The organism is Streptomyces sp. NPDC018045, from assembly GCF_044327445.1.
Taxonomy (GTDB): Bacteria; Actinomycetota; Actinomycetes; order Streptomycetales; family Streptomycetaceae; genus Streptomyces.
Genome location: NZ_JBIRFL010000002.1, coordinates 177,413 through 194,711, shown reverse-complemented (window position 1 = coordinate 194,711; position 17,299 = coordinate 177,413). Strand labels below are relative to the sequence as shown.

Sequence of the window (17,299 nt, the reverse complement as noted above, 5' to 3'; positions counted from 1 at the left end):
GTGAGCGGTACCGGATCGGCACGTCTCCATCCTGCGGAGGGCCAGGTGTTGCCACAATGGGAATGTCAGCAAGGGATCATTGCCTGAAATGGAATTACGCTGGTGAACAGCCCGGACCCGGTCATCGACGCCAACCTCGCCGTGGCGCTGGACGCCCTGCTGACGGAGCAGAGCGTCACCCGCGCCGCCGCGCGCCTGCACACCTCGCCCGCCGCCATGAGCCGCACGCTCGCCCGCCTCCGCCGCATCCTCCAGGACCCCCTCCTGGTACGGGCCGGACAGAGCATGGTCCCCACCCCCCGTGCCCAGGCCCTGCGCGACGAGGCCGCCACAGCGGTGCGCCACCTGCGGGCCCTGCTCACCCCGGGCACCTCCGTCGACCCCGCCACCCTGCGCACCACCTTCACCCTCCAGGCCGCCGACCTGGTCGGCGCGGCGCTGGCCCCCGGGCTGCTGCGGCTGGTCCGGGAGGAGGCGCCGGAGGTCGCGTTGCGGTTCCGGGCCGAAGAGCTGGAGGCCGGACCAGCCCTCCGCGACGGGCGGATCGACCTGGAGATCGGAGCCATCGACCACATCGACCCCGAGACCCGGGTCGAAGAACTGGTCGTCCTCCGGATGATGGCGGCCGTCCGGCCCGGCCACTCCCTGACCGAAGGCCGACTGACCCCGGCCCGGCTCGCTGCCGCCGAACACATCGCGGTCAGCCGCCGCGGGCGGTTCACCGGTCCCCTGGACACCGCCCTGGCCGAGCGGAATCTCCACCGGCGAGTGGTCGCCGTCCTGCCCAGTCACGTGGCCGCGATGTCCCTCGCCGCCCGCAGCGATGTGGTCTGCCTCGTGCCCACCGCGCTTCCCGGCGCCGCCCCGTCGCCCTTCACCGATGCCGCCACCGCTCTCGGCCTGCACCTCCTCGACGTTCCGGTGCCACTGCCGCCGGTGACCATCGGCATGGCCTGGCACCCCCGGCACGCCGCTGACGGAGCGCACCACTGGCTCCGCGGCGCCGTCCGCCGGGCCGTCCACACGCCCGGGGAGCCGATGGCCTGATGTGGCCGGGGCCTTCCGCCACACGCTGCTGGGGGCCCGACGGTCTGATGTGGTCGGGGGCCCGACGGCCTGATGTGGTCGGGGGGCCTTCGGCCGCACGCGGCCGGGGTCCCTCGGCCGACCGGGATCGCCCCTGCCGGCCGGGGGCCCTCGGCTGCGAACCTTGCGTCAGGCCCGTAGCCAGGTACGGCGGTTGCGGGCGACCGTGTAGACGCGTTCGACCCGGTCGGGGGCGAGCACCCCGCCGAGCCGTCCGAGCTGGGGCACCTCGCGCTCGTCGCGGATCACCCGTACGTCCCGCAGGGCCGGATCGAGCCGCACGTCCACCGCGCCCACGAACGCCAGCACCGGCCGCACCTCGACGCGGAACCGGCAGCCGCGGGTCAGCACATACGCGGCACGCCGGGCGTGCTGCCTGCTCTCGCGGACGTACGGCCACGACTCGTGCCCGCGGCTGCTGCGCACGCCGTCCTCCGCCACCCGCACCCGGGCCCCGCGTACGTCGTGGGTGTCCACGCACAGCACGCCGCCGGGCCCGATGAGCAGGTGCCCGATGACCGCCGCGGGCGGCAGGGGGACGGAGTGGATCACGTACCAGCCGCCCGCCGTCAGGAGGTCCAGGGCCGTGCCGACGGCCTGTTCGCCGAGGAGCCGGCGGCGCCACGCGTCCTGGGGCGGGCGCCGGCCGAGCAGGCGGGCACACCACAGGGCCGCCCTGGCGCGCGGCTGCTCGGCGAGGCGGACCCGCAGGGCCTCCCCCGGACGGTTCGGGGCGAGGTCGTCGTCCGGCGGCAGGAACAGCCGGTCCGGGTCGCTCGCGTACCGCGTCTCCTGCTTTCCCTCGTACGCTCCGGGCTCAGGACGGATGTCACTCATACCCATCACCCCCCGATGGCCATAGGAGCAGGCGACCGGCCCCTGGGCAAGAGGTACGCGGCGGTGCGCACGCGTACGAACGCGTAGGAAGGGATGCCGGGGAATCTTTGGCCGGGGAACGACGTACGGTTACGTCCTGTGTTCTCCTCTCTCCTTGGTTTCACCGCGGTGGCTGTCCTGCTGACCGTCTCACCGGGCCCGGACTTCGCCGTGGTGCTGCGGACGTCTCTCGGCTCGGGGCGGCGGTCGGCGCTGTGCTCCGCGCTCGGCATAGCCGCGGGCTGCTTCGTGTGGGGGCTGGCCGGAGCCGCCGGGCTGACCGCCATGCTGTCGGCGTCGCAGACGGCGTACGACGCGCTGCGTATCGCCGGCGCGCTGTATCTGATGTGGCTGGGCTTCCAGGCACTGCGCAGCGCCCGCCGCTCCTCGAAGGCCGCGCGCGACGCCGAGGGTCCTGCCACGGCGGGCACCTCCGCCATCGGCCCGGCCACTGGCCCCGGCCCGGCCGCTGCCACCAACCCGGCCGTGGCCACCGAACCGGCCGCTGTCTCCGGCCCCGCCGCCGGTGCCGGCCCGGCCGATCGGCAGTCGCCGTTCCAGGCGTTCCGCACCGGTCTGCTGACGAACGTCCTGAACCCCAAGGTCGGGGTCGTGTACATGTCCCTGCTGCCGCAGTTCATCCCGCACGGCGCACCGGTCGTGGCGACGACGCTGCTGCTGGTCGCCGTGCATGCCGCGCTGGGGCTCGGCTGGCTCGGCGGGATCGCCCTGGCGGTGCACCGGGCCCGTGCCTTCTTCCAGCGCCCCCGCGTCCGTCGGCGCATGGACCAGGCCACCGGCGGCGTCCTGCTCGCGCTGGGCGCCGCGGTCGGCGTCGAGACCGCCCGCTGAACCGCACGGGCCGCCCGGCCGCAGCAGTCGCCGAACCGCCCGGCCGCCGCAGTCGCCGGGCGGGGCACAGTCGCCGGGCGCAGCGCGGCCCGTCGCAAGCTCAAATCATGCTCTGAACCCGCGCCCGGCGGGGTTGGCCCGGCACCGGCGGGGCGATGAGTACCCGACACCATGGGGGTGCACGAGTGGGAGGGGGAACCATGGAACATCTCGGTACCGGCATCGGCTGGCGGCCCGAGATCGCCGACGGAGTGGCCGAGCTGCCCGGCGTGGACTGGGTGGAGGTCGTCGCCGAGAACATCTGCCCCGGCCATCTCCCACCTGCCTTGCAGGCCCTGCGCGAACGCGGCACGACCGTGATCCCCCACGGCGTCTCGCTCGGACTCGGCGGCGCCGAACGCCCGGACGCGGGCCGGCTGACCGCGCTCGCCGAACGGGCCGAGGCACTCGGCGCGCCGCTGGTCACCGAGCACATCGCGTTCGTACGGGCCGGGGGCCCGCTGACCGCCTCGCCCGCGATGGAGGCGGGGCACCTGCTGCCCGTGCCCCGCACCCGCGACGCGCTGGACGTGCTCTGCGAGAACGTCCGGATCGCGCAGGACGCGCTGCCCGTGCCGCTCGCCGTGGAGAACATCGCGGCGCTGGTCAACTGGCCCGGCGAGGAGATGACCGAGGGACAGTTCCTCGCCGAACTGGTCGAGCGCACCGGCGTACGGCTGCTCATCGACGTCGCCAACCTCCACACCAATCATGTGAACCGGAACGAGGACCCGGCCACGGCACTGGACGAACTGCCGGTCGAGGCCATCGCGTACGTGCACGTGGCGGGCGGGATCGAGCGGGACGGGGTCTGGCACGACACCCACGCCCACCCGGTGACCCGGCCCGTCCTGGACGTGCTGGCCGAACTCTGCGCCCGCGTCAGCCCACCCGGCGTCCTGCTGGAGCGCGACGAGGACTTCCCGGCGACCGGTGAACTCGCCGCCGAACTCGACACGATCCGCACCGTCCTGAAGAACGCCCCCACCCCGCCGACACCGACACCGCGTCGGACGGCCGGGCCGTGCCAGGCGGCCGGCCCCTCTCGGACACCCGGAACGGCCCGGCCGCACGACACCGCCCCAGCACACGACGCAGCCCGGCCGCGCGGCACAGCCCAATCGCACGGCACGGCCCAGTCGTACGGCACACCCCAGTCGCTCGGCTCAGCCCAGTCGTACGGCACAACCCAGTCGCGCGGCACGGTTTCGGCGGTTCCGTCGCCGCACCCGGGCCCCGCACCGGACGGCGCCCCCAGCACCGCCGCGGCCACCACCAAGACGATCACGACCACGACGACCACCGCACCAACGGCCACCACCCCGGCTGTCACCGGCCCGGCCCTCCAGGCCACCACCGCCCCGGCCCCCCAGCCGGTCGCCGCCCCGACGGCCACCACCACCCCGGCCGTCACCCCGGCCGTCACCCCGTCCACCACCACCGACTCCGCACGTCAGCGGCTGGCGGTCGGGCAGGCCGCGCTGCTCTCCGCGCTGGTCGCCGGGACGCCGGCGCCGGAGGGCTTCGACCGGCGGCGGCTGCTCGTCCAGAGCCGGGCCCTGGCCGCCAAGCGGGCCTCCGTCGTGGCCAAGATCGCGCCGGAGCTACCGGACATCGTCGGCGAGGACTACCGGACCGCCTTCCTCGGCTACGCGCGCCACCGGCCCATGCGTCACGGCTACCGCCAGGACGCCATGGACTTCGCCGTCCACCTGCTGGCAGACGGCCGTCCCACCGACCCGGAGGCCCGCCGCCGGCTGACGCAGTGGTGGCGGGACCGCGCGCGGCCCAAACCGCCGGGCGGTCCGGTGAACCGCCTCGCCCGCGCCATACGACTCGCTCTGCACCGGAGGTGACGGACATGACCGCTCTTCTCGTGACCCTGATGGTGGCCGCCTCCTCGCTGCTGCTCGTCGTCCATACCGTCCGCGTCGTCCGGGCGACGCCCCGGCCCAAGTACCGCAGGGCGTCCGCATACGAACTCCGGGAGATCGCCTTTCTCACCGGCGGCCCGGCCCGGGTGGCGGACGCCGCGATAGCCGGCATGCACCAGGACGGCCGCATCGCCGTGGGCGGACCCGGTGTGGTGTCCGTGCGGCAGGCGGTGGCGTACGACCCGGTCGAGACGGCCGTGCTGGACTCGCTGGCGCGGATCCCGGACGGCGCGCTGGACACCCTGCGCCGCCATGTCATGCGGGCCCCCGCCGTCCAGGCCGTCGGCGACCGGCTCGCGAAGCGCGGTCTGATGCGGCACCCGCGCGCCGGCCGCCCCTGGCGTCTCTTCGCCGTCTGGCAGACCGGCGGCTGTGTGGTGGGCACCCTGCTCGCCCTCCTCTTCACCCTCAACGGAGCCCTCATCGACGGGGGCGGGGGCGGGGGCGCCCCCTTCGTGGTCCGGATCCTGCCCGCGGCCCTCCTCGGCACCGTGACCGGCGTGGTGTGCCGGAAGGTGCTGGCCCAGCGGGTCACCCGGGCCGGCACCGCGGCCGTGCGGGCGTTCCGTACGGTGCACAAGGCGGACCTGGTGAGTGACCCGGCCCAGTCCGCCGCACTGCTCGTGGCGCTCGGCGGCACCACGCTGCTGGTGGACGACGTGCTGCGCGACCACCTCTCGGAGGCGCAGCGCTCGATGGCGGGCGCCTCCGCCGGGGCGTACTCCGGCGGGTCCTCGGCCGGCACCACGACCACCGCGTCGAACGCGAGCTGCGGCTGGAACGTGCCGGACGGCAGCGCGGACACGTCCTGGTGTGGGTCGGGGGCGGGATCGGGCTGCGGCAGTTCGTCGTGTGGCGGAAGCTCCGGGTCGGGCTGCGGCAGCGGTTCGTCGTGCGGCAGCAGCTCGGGATCGAGCTGCGGCAGCAGCTCCTCCTCTTCCTGCGGTGGCGGCGGCTGCGGCAGCGGCTGAGCCACGGAGCACCGCCGGCGCCCAACACCACCGACGCCCCCGGCAACCCCGGCTTCCCCAGCACCTCCGCCGCTCCCGGCCACCCCGGCACGCCCAACGGCCTCAGCACACCCAGTCCCCCTGGCGTGCCCAGCATCCCCAGCATGCCCAACCACCCCAGCGCACCCAGTCTCCCTAGTGTGCGCAACCACCCCGGCACGCCCAACCACCCCGGCACGCCCAACCACCCCAGCGCACCCGACCTCCCCGGCACACCCAACCACCCCCGCCCACTCCCCCTCCCCAACGCAGCCCGCCTCCCCACCAAACGCTTCACCCCGCACCCCCGGAGCGCCTGAAACGCCTGGCGCCCCTGGGCAACCGGTCAACGTATCAGCGGCCAGGGGGCGTTGACGGGGCTTCCCCGAACGGGGGACGGGGCCGGCGCAGGGCGCACTAGCGTGCGGTGCCGCATCAGGAGGCACCATGCGATCCGTAACCGGCACCGGCCTCGTCGTCGCCGCGCTCGCCGCGACACTCGCCGCGCTGCTCTTTCCGATCTGGTCGTTCGCCGACCGGCCGGGCGTGGGTGGGGACGTCAACACCCAGACCGTCGCCACGTCGTTCGGCCCGCTGTCCGCGCTGGACCGGGACTTCGTCAACCGCGTACGGCTGGCGGGTCTGTGGGAGCTGCCCGCGGGCCAGCAGGCCCAGCAGCGCGGGACCGTGCCGGCCGTACGGGAGGCCGGGGACCATCTCGTCGACGGCCACGCCGCGCTCGACCGGCACGTACGCGAGGTGGCGGCGCAGCTCGGCCTCGGGCTGCCCGACCGGCCCAACGCCCAGCAGCGGCAGTGGCTGTCGGAACTGGGCGCCGCGCGCGGGGCCGCGTACGACCGCAAGTTCGCGAACATTCTGCGGCTGGCGCACGGAAAGGTCTTCACCGTCGTCGCGCAGGTGCGCGCGAGCACCCGCAACTCGCTCGTCCGCAGCCTGGCCGACGACGCCAACCGGACCGTCCTGGACCACATCTCCATGCTGGAACGCACCGGATTCGTCGACTTCGACGCGATCGCCGAGGACGCGGCCACCTCCTCTCCGCCGCCGAGCCCGTCGGCCCCGCCGCCGTCCCTCGACGCGGCACCCGCCGCGTCGCCGACGCCCGTCACACCGTCAGCGACGTATTCGCTGCCTCCGCCCGCGACGCCACCCGCCACCGCCACCGGAGGTGCCACCCGGGCCCCGGCTGGCACCGAGCCCTCCGGCGACCGGCGTCAACACCCCTGAGAGAACGAGAAGAAGTGATCGCCCATGCCCGACCACCGTCGCTCCGGACACCCCGAGCCCCCGCGGCCGCCCCGCCCTTCGCCACCACCGCGGCCCTCGCCGCCCACCCCGCAGCCGCCGCGGCACCGGCGCCGGCTCGGCGCCAAGCACCTCGTGCTGATCGCCCTGCTCGCCGTGCTCGGCTCGGCCGGCACCTTCGCCTCCGTGACCGGAAATGCCTCGGCTCATCACGTCACTCCCCCGTCCGGCTCCGCGCCCGCCGGTTCGTCGGCTTCACCATCGTCACCCAGCGTGACACAGCCCACTGACAACGCCTCCGCGAACGCCCCCGCCACGGGTTCCACCGGCTCGTCGAACACCCCTGTCGACGCCCCCGACGAAGCCGCCGCTCCCGCCGGATCGAGCGCCCCCGCAGGCTCCGGCGGCTCCTCCGCCGCCGGTCAAAGCGTCCCCGCGGCCGGTGACTTCGTCGACATCCGCTCCGTACGCCCCGGCCCGCGGCCCCCGCGCGACGGCCGCGACGCGTCCACCGGCACCTTCACCAGCAACTGCGGCCGCAACGAGAACCGGCACCACAACCCGGACAACTTCATCGTCACTCCCGGTGTCGCCAACGGCGCCCACCACCTCCACGACTACGTCGGCAACCGCTCCACGGACGCCTTCTCCACCGACGACTCGCTGCGCGCGGCCGGCACCACCTGCGACCGGGGCGACAAGTCGACGTACTTCTGGCCCGTGCTGCGCCGCCTGAGCGGGCAGGACGGGCCGAGCAGCGGCAACGGACAGGACCCGGCGGACGGGAACGTGGGGCAGGTGCTGACGCCCCGTTCGGTCTCGCTGACCTTCCGCGGCAGCCCGGCGGGCAAGGTCGCCGCCATGCCCGAGGGCCTGCGCGCCATCACGGGCGACGCGAAGGCGTTCACCAACGGCACCGCCAACGCGCGGGCGCAGTGGACCTGCACGGGCTTCGAGAACCGTCGCCTGACCGACAAGTACCCGCTGTGCCCCGGCGGCAGCCAGGCCGTACGCCTCCTGGACTTCCCGAGCTGCTGGGACGGGACGAACAACGACAGCGCCGACCACCGCACCCATCTCGTCTTCCCCGACCGGGCCTCGGGCCGCTGCCCCACCGGTACGAAGGCCGTGCCGCAGCTCCAGATGCGGCTGACCTACGCCGTGCCGCCCCGGCCCCGTGCCTTCGCCCTCGACAGCTTCCCCGAACAACTGCGCAAGCCGGTCACCGACCACGCCGACTTCGCCAACTTCATGCCGCGCGACCTGATGGCGCGCGCGGTGCAGTGCATCAACTCCGGCCGCCGCTGCCGGTGAGGAACACGGGACCGGGTCCACGCATGGCCGTACGAGCCGAACGGCCGTGACGCCCACACCGCGCTCCACTCGTTGGGGGCATAGCTCCCGACACCGGAGCGCGGTGCTTTACAAGCCCAACCCTCGCCTCAACTATCCCTTTTGTATGCGCACCGGGCGCCTCCATACGAAGGGACGGCTTGTGAAAGCAGTAGCGCTGTACGGCACCCTCGGGTCGCTGGTCCTGACCGCACTCGTCGCCGTCCCCGCGGGCGGGACCGCCCTGCCGGACACGGCCGAGGCCCCGGCGCCCGCACCGCCCCGCATCGCCTTCGGCCGCTGCGCTCCCGAGGAGCACCTGCCGGCCGGTGTGGAGTGCGGCCGGCTGACCGTCCCGCTGGACTACGCCCACCCCGGGGACAAGAAGATCACCCTGACCGTGAGCCGGGCCCGCGCCACCGGCTCCCCCAAGGAGCGCCAGGGCGCGCTCGTCTTCAACCCGGGCGGCCCGGGGGCGTCCAGCATGAACTTCCCGCTGTACGGGAAGGTGGAACGCTGGCGGAAGACGGCGCGGGCGTACGACTTCATCGGATACGCGCCGCGCGGTGTCGGGCGCTCGGCGCCGCTGTCCTGCCAGGACCCGGCCGAGTTCGCCAGGATCCCGAGCGCGAGCCCACGGCACCCCTCGGAGGCGTTCAAGCGGAAGAAGGCCGCCGAGGCGAAGGCGTACGCCCAGGGCTGCGCGCGCAACGCGGGGCCCGCACTGCGCCACTACACGTCCGCCAACAACGCCCGCGACCTGGACATGCTGCGTGCCGCGCTGGGCGAGAAGAAGCTCACGTACATGGGCGCCTCCTACGGCACCTACTTCGGGGCCGTGTACGCGACACTCTTCCCCGGACACGTCCGCCGGATGGTCTTCGACAGCGTCGTCAACCCCGACCCCCGGCAGGTCTGGTACCGCAACAACCTCGACCAGAACACCGGCTTCGAACGCCGCTGGCAGGACTGGGCCCGCTGGGTGGCCAAGCACCACAAGGTGTACCACCTGGGTTCGACACCGCAGGCGGTGCTGCGCACGTACGACGCCGTACGGGACCGGCTGGGCCGCACCCCTCTGGGCGGCAAGGTGGGGTCGGCGCAGCTTCAGGCGGCCTTCCTCAAGACGGGCTACAACGACGCGTACTGGCCGGGGCGCGCCGCGGCGCTCGCCACGTACGCCAAGGGCGACCCCAGGCTGCTGCTCAAGCAGGCCGCGCCGCTGCCGGGCGGCGAGAAGGCGGACGAGAACGGCAACGCGGTCTACACGGCGGTGGAGTGCAACGACGGACTGTGGCCGCGTGACCTGCGGGTCTGGGACCGGGACAACACCGCGAGCGCACGCGTCGCCCCGTTCGAGACGTGGGACAACGCCTGGATGAACCTGCCGTGCGCCTTCTGGCCGCGCCACGCGCCGAGGGGCGTGGTCCAGGACCCGCAGCGGTACGCGGAGGAGGTGACCGACGTGGCCCTTCCGCAGGCGGGCGCGCCGCACCGCCCGGTCGACGTGCGGACCGCGCCGGGCGCGCTGCCGCCGGTGCTGCTGCTGGCCGCCGAGCGGGACGGCGCCACGCCGCACTCCGGCGCGGTCGAGCTGCGGCGCCGGCTGCCCGGCTCGGCGCTGGTGACCGAGCGCGGCGCGGGGACGCACGGTGTCTCGTTCGGCACGAACGCCTGCGCCAACGCGCATGTGGAGCGCTATCTGCTGACCGGGCGGACCCCGGCCCGGGACACGTTCTGCGGGCCGCGCCCGGAGCCCAGGCCGGTCATGCCCGTCACGAAGCACGGCGCCAAGAAGCGCGGCGCCGAGTAGCGCCGCGCCCCAGGACCGTTCCGCGACAGGCCGGGTGCCCGCCCGGCCTGTCGCGCCGTCTCAGGCCAGTCCGGCGACCAGCTCGGCGACCGGCTTGCGGCGCCCGGTGTAGAACGGCACCTCCTCGCGGACGTGCATCCGCGCCTCGGAGCCGCGCAGGTGACGCATGAGGTCGACGATGCGGTACAGCTCGTCGGCCTCGAAGGCGAGCATCCACTCGTAGTCGCCCAGCGAGAAGGACGGCACGGTGTTGGCGCGCACGTCCGGGAAGCCGCGGGCCATCTTGCCGTGGTCGGCGAGCATCCGGCGGCGGTCCTCGTCGGGGAGCAGGTACCAGTCGTAGGAGCGCACGAACGGGTAGACGCTCACGTAGTCGCGGGCGACCTCGTCGGCCAGGAAGGCCGGGATGTGCGACTTGTTGAACTCGGCCGGGCGGTGCAGCGCCATGTTCGACCAGACCGGCTCCAGCGCGCGCCCCAGCTTGGTGCGGCGGAAGAGGTTGTACGCCTCCTGGAGCGCGTCGGAGCTCTCCGAGTGCCACCAGATCATCACGTCGGCGTCGGCACGCAGGCCGGAGACGTCGTACGTGCCGCGCACCACGACATCCTTGGCGGCGAGCTGCGCGAACAGCGTCTCGACCTCGTCGGCGTAGCCGGCGCGGTCCTCGGGCAGCACGTCGCGCAGCTTGAACACCGACCAGAGCGTGTAGCGGATGACCTCGTTGAGGTCCTTCGCCTTCTTGCCGGCGTTCGGGGTCTTCTCGGGAGCGGCCCCGGTGGCGGGGGCGGAAGCGTCAGTCATGGGTCCATTCTCGCTCGCCCGTCGTGGCGGCTCGCGGCAGGGTGTCCAAGATGTCGTCCGCGGCCGTGCGCGCGGACGCGACGCAGGCGGGGATGCCCACGCCGTCGTACAGCGCCCCGCAGACCCGCAGGCCGGGCAGCTTGCCGGCCTCGGCCCGGATGCGGGCGACCCGCTCCAGGTGGCCGACCGGGTACTGCGGCAGCCCGCCGTCCCAGCGGGTGACCCGCTGCGCCACGGGACGGGCGGCCAGCCCGACCGCCTCGCCCAGGTCGCGCAGCGACAGCTCCACGAGGTCGGCGTCGTCGCGCTCCAGGTCGGCCTCGTCGCCGTACCGCCCTACGGAGGTGCGCAGCACGAACAGGTCCGGGTCGGCGGCGGCGAGCCAGCCCCACTTGTTGCTCGCGAAGGTGGATGCCTTGATCTTGCGGCCGTCGACGGGCGGTACGAGGAAGCCGCTGCCGGACAGCGCCCGCGCCACGTCCGCGCGGCGGAAGGCCATGGTCACCAGGCCCATGGAGGCGTACTCGACGGCGGACAGCTCGGAGGCGGCGGCCGGTGCCTCGGCGGCCAGCAGCCGGGCGGCGGCGGGCGCCGGTGCCGCGAGGACCACGGCGTCCGCGTCCAGCGCCGCCGGGCCGTCGCCGTCCAGGACGACGCGCCAGCCGTCGGGGGTGCGCCTCAGCTCCCGGACCGGGGTGCCCGTACGGATCTCGCCGCCGGCGGCCCGTACCGCGTCGGCGACGGCGCCCGGCAGGGTGCCCACGCCGCCGTCGATGCCCATGAAGACCGGTGCCTGCGCCTGGCCGGACCCGGCGGTCCGCGCCGCTGTCCGCGCCTGGATGCCCCGTACGCCGTCGATCAGCGAGCGTTCGGCGCGCGCGGCCTCGAAGAGCTGGGGGACGGCGGCACGCATCGAGATGCGGTACGCGTCGCCCGCGTACACGCCCCCGAGCAGTGGTTCGACGAGCCGGTCCACGACCTCGCGGCCCAGCCGGGCGGCGACGTACGCGCCGACGGCCACGTCCGCGCCGGTCTCCGTGCGCTCCAGCGTCTCGTCCTCGGCGATCCGCGCCATGCCCTCGGGAGAGATCACCCCGGAGGAGGCCAGCAGGTCCAGGTCGCCCGGCACGCCCATCACATGTCCCTTGGGCATCGGCCGCAGCGCGCCGCGCGTCCAGAGGGCGGCGGTCGCGGTGGTCGGCGGCCGGAGCCGGTCGCCGAGGCCCACGGCGCGCGCCAGCTCCACCGCTTCCGGGCGCCTGGCCAGCATCGACTCGGCTCCGAGGTCGACCGGCACGCCCGCGATCTGCCCGGCGTACAGCTTGCCGCCGAGCCGGCCGGACGCTTCCAGCACCGTCACCCGCGCCCCGCCGTCGAGCAATCGGTGGGCCGCCGCCAGCCCCGAGATGCCCCCACCGATGACGACGACATGACTTCCGGGCGCGCGGCCCGTACTGGTGTGCGCTGTGCTCATGCCCCCCACTCTCTCAGAGTCCCCCCGGAGTCCGGACCGTGACCGCATCGCGACGCACGGACGGCAACCCGCGGCTCCCCCGCCACGTCGAAGTGGCAACAGCGGCCGACCACTTCGGGGGTACCGGACATGGGCACAGCGGGCAGGTCGTACGGGGCACGGCGGGCGGCCGTGGGGGCACTGCTCGCGGCGTCCCTCGCGGTCGCCGGATGCGGGGCGGGCGGACATCGGGGCGACACCGGGCAGGCGGGCGCGCAGGAGGACGGCAAGAACTCGGCGCGGGGCGAGCAGGGCATGGTCGGGCCGAAGGCGCCGGCCGACGGAAAGGCCGGGGCGGGCAGCGGGACCGGGAAGCCCGCGCCGGTGCCGACGGCGCAGATCATCCGTACGGCGACGCTCACCGTCGAGACCGCGGACGTGCCGGGAGCGCTGGCCAAGGCCCGTACGGCGGCCACGGGCGCCGGGGGCTACGTCGGCGAGGAGTCCACCGACCGGGACGGCGCGGACCGGGAACGCTCCCGGGTCGTGCTGCGCGTGCCGCCCGACGCGTACGACGGCCTGCTGGACCGGCTCTCCCGGCTGGGCACGCTCAAGGAGCGCCAGGTCTCGGCCAAGGATGTCACCGACGAGGTGGTGGACACCGGCAGCCGCGTCAAGTCTCAGCAGGCCAGTGTGGCGCGGGTGCGGGCGCTGATGGACAGGGCCACCTCGATCGGCGACATCGTCACGCTGGAGTCCGAACTCAGCCGCCGCCAGTCGGAACTGGAGTCCCTCCAGGCGCGCCTGAAGTCGCTCCGGGAGCAGACCGGCATGGCGACGGTGACGCTGGTGCTGCGCGAGCCGGACGCGGCGGCGGAGGACGCGGCGGGGACCTCCTTCGGGGACGCGCTCGGCGGCGGCTGGGACGCCTTCACGGCGGGGGTGCGGTGGCTGCTGGTGGCGGTGGGGGCGGCGCTGCCGTTCCTCGCGGCCGGGGCGCTGGTGTACGCGCTGTGGCGGGTGCTGCGGGGCCGGCTGCCGAGGCGTACGCGGCCGTCCGGCACCGCCCCGGCGCCCCCGCGGCAGTCCCCCTCGGAGGCCGCGCGGGAGGGTGCCGGCCCGGGGGACCGTTGACAGCCGCGGGCGGCGGGCCAAGACTCGGGGCGGTAGCGCCGATCTTCGAGCGGACGGCTTCCAGCGGACGGCTTCCAGCGGACGGCTTCCAGCGGACGGCTTCGAGCGGACAGCGAGGGCAGGGCCTGATGACCGAGCAGGGTGCACGAGGCGCTTGGGGCGCCCGGGACGTCTACATCGTCGACGCCGTACGGACCCCCGTCGGCAAGTACGGCGGCGCCCTCGCCGGCACCCGCCCCGACGACCTCGCCGCCCACGTCGTCAAGGCCCTCGTGGAGCGCACGCCCGACCTCGACCCGGCCCGGATCGACGACGTCGTCCTCGGTGATGCCAACGGGGCGGGCGAGGACAACCGCAACGTGGCGCGGATGGCCGTGCTGCTGGCCGGGCTGCCCGTCTCCGTACCCGGCGTGACGGTCAACCGTCTGTGCGGCTCCGGCCTGGAGGCCGTCATCCAGGCCGCCCGTTCCCTCGCCCTCGGGGACGCGCACATCGTGCTGGCGGGCGGCGTGGAGTCGATGAGCCGCGCGCCGTACGTCTTCCAGAAACCCGAACGGGCCTTCCCCGCCGGGCACCAGGAGATGTTCTCCTCGACGCTGGGCTGGCGGATGGTCAACCCGCGGATGGCGCCCGAGTGGACCGTCGCGCTGGGCGAGGGCGCGGAGCTGATCGCCGACAAGTACGGCATCAAGCGCGAGCAGCAGGACGCCTTCGCGCTCGCCAGCCACCACAAGGCAGCGCGCGCCTGGGAGGAGGGCGCATACGCCTCCGAAGTCGTACCGCTGCCGGACGTGCCCCTCACGCAGGACGAGTCGATCCGCGCCTCGACCTCCACGGAAGCGCTGGCCAAGCTCCGCCCGGCCTTCCGCAAGGAGGACGGCACGGTCACGGCGGGCAACTCCTCCCCGCTCAACGACGGTGCCGCGGCCCTCCTCCTCGTCGACGAGGAGGGGCTGAAGGCCACCGGCCGGGAACCGCTCGCCCGGATCGGCGCGAGTGCGGTGACCGGGATCGAGCCGCAGCTCTTCGGGCTCGGCCCGGTGGAATCCGTACGGCGCGCCCTGGACAAGGCGGGGCGCGAGGTCACGGACCTGGCCACCTTCGAACTCAACGAAGCGTTCGCGGCACAGGCGTTGGGATGCCTGGCCCAGTGGCCCGGCCTGGACCCGGACGTGGTGAACCCGCGCGGCGGCGCCCTCGCGATCGGGCACCCGCTGGGCGCGTCCGGCGCCCGGCTGGCCGGCGCGGTCGCCCATCAGCTCGCCGCACGCGGCTCCGGTACGGGCCTGGCGGCGCTGTGCATCGGCGTGGGGCAGGGCCTGGCGCTCGTACTGGAACGCGAGTAGGGGCGCACGGGGGGGTGGGCGGGCCGTTCAGCCGGGGTTCCGGTAACCGTTCAGTATCTCCAGATACGCCCGGCCCGCGTCCGTGACGGCGAAGTGCTCCCGGACGTCCCCCGCCGCCCCCATCTGCGCGAAGGTGCGCCCCGGTCTGCGTGCGATCAAGCCCACTCCGGTGAGACGGCGCAGTTCGGCGTCGAGGAGGGGGCGGCTGCCGCCCGCGTCGTAGGGCAGCGGGGTCCCGTCGGCGAGGGCCTGGAGGTGCCGCAGTTCCTCACCCGGCACGAGGTGCTCGAACAGGAACTTCATCCGGTCCATCTCCTGCTGCTGCCCGGCCTGCGTCTTCTTGATCTCGCGCAGTACGACGCCACCGGCGACCGTGTCGATCCGCTGGAGGATCGACGACATCCAGGGGATCAGCGCGAGGACGAGCAGCGTCACCGCGGTCATGTCCATCCGGTCCGGGACGAACAGCTTGAGCGCGAGGCCGAGCAGCGCCGCGACGGTCACCGCCGACCGCGTCCACAGCTCTTCCCTGGACACCGCACGCCCCCTCCCGGCCGTCCGCCCGTCGCCGCCGTCGCCGTCGCCGTCGCCGTCGCCGTCGCCGTCGCCGTCGCCGTCGTCAGTGACGGTGCACCGGTCACGCGGCGCCCGCAAGACCCCGGGCCCGGGCCCGGGCCCCGCCGGACCCGCTGATCATCGGTCCGAGAGGACGCGGCGAACTGGTTCGCTCCTCAACCGTTCATTCCGGCCGGAGGCTGCCCGATGCCCCCGCTCGACCCGGACAGCCGGCCCCGGCTGCACGGCGGCGCGCTTCGGCGGTGCGGCCAACCTCGCCGCCTTCGCCGGGACCCGCTGGTCCACGCTCCGCGCCACCCCGGCCGGCCATCCGTTCTGACCCGTAATCTGCCCGTACGACGGACAGGGAGTCGTACGGGCGACCGTTGCGGGCAACCGTTACGGACAGACACCGGCACACGGCGAAGGGAGCATCCGCGATGGCGGAGCGACTGGTGGTCATCGGCGGCGACGCGACGGGCATGTCCGCCGCCTCGCAGGCCCGGAGGCTGAAGAAGCCCGACGAACTGGAGATCGTCGCCTTCGAACGCGGCCACTTCTCCTCGTACTCCGCCTGCGGCATCCCGTACTGGGTCGGCGGGACGGTCGACGGTCCGGACGACCTGATCGCCCGGACGCCGGAAAAGCACCGCGAGCGCGACATCGACCTGCGGATGCGGACCGAGGTCACCGAACTGGACCTGGACCGCGGCCGGGTCCGCACCCGGGACCTGGACGGCGGCGGCCCCGGGTCCTGGACCGGCTACGACAAGCTGGTGCTCGCCACCGGCGCGCGGCCGCTGCGCCCGCCGCTGCCGGGCATCGACGCGCCCGGCGTGCACGGTGTGCAGACCCTGGACGACGGGCAGGCGCTGCTGGACACCCTCCAGGCCACCGAAGGCACCAAGGCGGTCGTCGTCGGCGCGGGCTACATCGGCGTCGAGATGGCCGAGGCGCTGGTCACCCGCGGTTACGACGTCACCGTCCTGGACCGCGGCGAACAGCCGATGTCCACCCTCGACCCCGACATGGGCGAACTGGTCCACGAGGCGATGTGCGGGATGGGCATCGAGACGGTGCGCGGCGCGGTGGTCACCGGCATCCGCACCGACGATTCCGGGCGGGCCTGCGCGGTGACCACCGAGGACGACGGCGAACACCCGGCCGACGTGGTCGTGCTGGGCCTGGGCGTGCGGCCCGAGACCACCCTCGCCGAGCAGGCCGGGCTGCCGCTCGGCGACACGGGCGGGCTGCTCACCGACCTGTCGATGCGGGTGCGCGGGCACGACAACCTGTGGGCCGGCGGGGACTGCGTGGAAGTGCTGGACCTGGTCCTGGGCCGGACCCGGCACATCGCGCTGGGCACCCACGCCAACAAGCACGGCCAGATCATCGGGTCGAACGTGGCCGGTGACTACGCGACCTTCCCCGGCGTCGTCGGCACCGCCGTCTCCAAGGTCTGCGACCTGGAGATCGCCCGGACCGGACTGCTGGAGGAACAGGCGGACTCCGTCGGCCTGCAGTACGTGACCGTCACCATCGAGTCGACCAGCCGCGCCGGCTACTACCCGGGCGCCCGCCCGATGCGCGTGAAGATGATGGCCGAGCGGCGCACCGGCCGCCTCCTCGGCGTGCAGATCGTCGGCCGGGAGGGCGCGGGCAAGCGGGTGGACGTCGCGGCGGTGGCGCTCACGGCGCGGCTGACGGTCGAGGAGATGACCGCGCTCGACCTCGGCTACGCGCCGCCGTTCTCCCCCGTCTGGGACCCGGTCCTGGTCGCGGCCCGCAAGGCGGCGGCCGCGGTACGGCAGGCGGGCGGCTGA

General features: G+C 74.3%; 15 protein-coding genes. 11 read left to right on the top strand and 4 right to left on the bottom strand.

Going from position 1 to position 17,299, the window contains the following annotated elements; translation table 11 throughout:
- Nucleotides 1-102 precede the first annotated feature (102 nt).
- Nucleotides 103-1,047 (top strand): LysR family transcriptional regulator, encoded by a 945-nt coding sequence (locus ACH4EB_RS04800; protein ID WP_398345881.1) that lies wholly within the window; start codon nt 103-105, stop codon nt 1,045-1,047.
- 168 nt (nt 1,048-1,215) lie between these two features.
- Here the strand turns inward: ACH4EB_RS04800 and ACH4EB_RS04795 are convergent, their stop codons facing one another.
- Nucleotides 1,216-1,923 (bottom strand): nuclease-related domain-containing protein, encoded by a 708-nt coding sequence (locus ACH4EB_RS04795; protein ID WP_398345880.1) that lies wholly within the window; start codon nt 1,921-1,923, stop codon nt 1,216-1,218.
- A gap of 138 nt (nt 1,924-2,061) precedes the next feature.
- Between ACH4EB_RS04795 and ACH4EB_RS04790 the strand changes: the two genes are divergently transcribed.
- The 7 genes from ACH4EB_RS04790 (at nt 2,062) to ACH4EB_RS04760 (ending at nt 10,187) form a co-directional block, all read left to right on the top strand.
- Complete coding sequence (locus ACH4EB_RS04790; RefSeq protein WP_398345879.1) at nt 2,062-2,814, top strand: LysE family transporter; 753 nt, start codon at nt 2,062-2,064, stop codon at nt 2,812-2,814.
- 200 nt (nt 2,815-3,014) lie between these two features.
- Nucleotides 3,015-4,709, top strand: coding sequence for a DUF692 domain-containing protein (locus tag ACH4EB_RS04785; protein WP_398345878.1), 1,695 nt, complete (start codon nt 3,015-3,017; stop codon nt 4,707-4,709).
- 5 nt (nt 4,710-4,714) lie between these two features.
- Nucleotides 4,715-5,758 carry a TIGR04222 domain-containing membrane protein gene (locus ACH4EB_RS04780; protein WP_398345877.1) on the top strand — a complete coding sequence of 348 codons (1,044 nt, stop codon included), beginning with the start codon at nt 4,715-4,717 and terminating at the stop codon, nt 5,756-5,758.
- Nucleotides 5,680-6,096, top strand: a complete 417-nt coding sequence (locus tag ACH4EB_RS04775; RefSeq protein WP_398345876.1) for a hypothetical protein — start codon at nt 5,680-5,682, stop codon at nt 6,094-6,096. Before ACH4EB_RS04780 ends, ACH4EB_RS04775 begins: the two co-directional genes overlap by 79 nt.
- Before the next feature lie 127 nt (nt 6,097-6,223).
- The gene (locus ACH4EB_RS04770; RefSeq protein WP_398345875.1) at nt 6,224-7,024 is read left to right on the top strand and encodes a DUF4142 domain-containing protein; all 801 of its coding nucleotides are present in this window, start codon (nt 6,224-6,226) and stop codon (nt 7,022-7,024) included.
- A gap of 24 nt (nt 7,025-7,048) precedes the next feature.
- Complete coding sequence (locus ACH4EB_RS04765; RefSeq protein WP_398345874.1) at nt 7,049-8,356, top strand: DUF1996 domain-containing protein; 1,308 nt, start codon at nt 7,049-7,051, stop codon at nt 8,354-8,356.
- Nucleotides 8,357-8,537: 181 nt separating this feature from the next.
- Nucleotides 8,538-10,187, top strand: coding sequence for an alpha/beta hydrolase (locus tag ACH4EB_RS04760; protein WP_398345873.1), 1,650 nt, complete (start codon nt 8,538-8,540; stop codon nt 10,185-10,187).
- A 60-nt stretch (nt 10,188-10,247) separates the two neighbouring features.
- Here ACH4EB_RS04760 and hemQ read toward each other — a convergent pair whose 3' ends face one another.
- On the bottom strand, nt 10,248-10,988 hold the full coding sequence (hemQ, locus tag ACH4EB_RS04755) for a hydrogen peroxide-dependent heme synthase (RefSeq protein WP_398345872.1): 741 nt from the start codon (nt 10,986-10,988) through the stop codon (nt 10,248-10,250).
- Nucleotides 10,981-12,462: a protoporphyrinogen oxidase gene (gene hemG, locus ACH4EB_RS04750; RefSeq protein WP_398345871.1), complete on the bottom strand. Its 1,482-nt coding sequence runs from the start codon at nt 12,460-12,462 to the stop codon at nt 10,981-10,983. The genes hemQ and hemG overlap by 8 nt, the downstream gene beginning before the upstream one ends.
- A gap of 129 nt (nt 12,463-12,591) precedes the next feature.
- Here hemG and ACH4EB_RS04745 point away from each other — a divergent pair, with 129 nt between their 5' ends.
- Together ACH4EB_RS04745 and ACH4EB_RS04740 are read left to right on the top strand one after the other, a co-directional pair.
- Nucleotides 12,592-13,575, top strand: coding sequence for a DUF4349 domain-containing protein (locus ACH4EB_RS04745; protein WP_398345870.1), 984 nt, complete (start codon nt 12,592-12,594; stop codon nt 13,573-13,575).
- A gap of 128 nt (nt 13,576-13,703) precedes the next feature.
- Nucleotides 13,704-14,921 (top strand): thiolase family protein, encoded by a 1,218-nt coding sequence (locus ACH4EB_RS04740; protein ID WP_398345869.1) that lies wholly within the window; start codon nt 13,704-13,706, stop codon nt 14,919-14,921.
- Nucleotides 14,922-14,948: 27 nt separating this feature from the next.
- Here ACH4EB_RS04740 and ACH4EB_RS04735 read toward each other — a convergent pair whose 3' ends face one another.
- A complete protein-coding gene (locus ACH4EB_RS04735; RefSeq protein ID WP_398345868.1) occupies nt 14,949-15,458 on the bottom strand; it encodes a hypothetical protein in 510 nt (169 codons plus the stop codon).
- 458 nt (nt 15,459-15,916) lie between these two features.
- Between ACH4EB_RS04735 and ACH4EB_RS04730 the strand changes: the two genes are divergently transcribed.
- The gene (locus ACH4EB_RS04730) at nt 15,917-17,299 is read left to right on the top strand and encodes an FAD-dependent oxidoreductase (RefSeq protein ID WP_398345867.1); all 1,383 of its coding nucleotides are present in this window, start codon (nt 15,917-15,919) and stop codon (nt 17,297-17,299) included.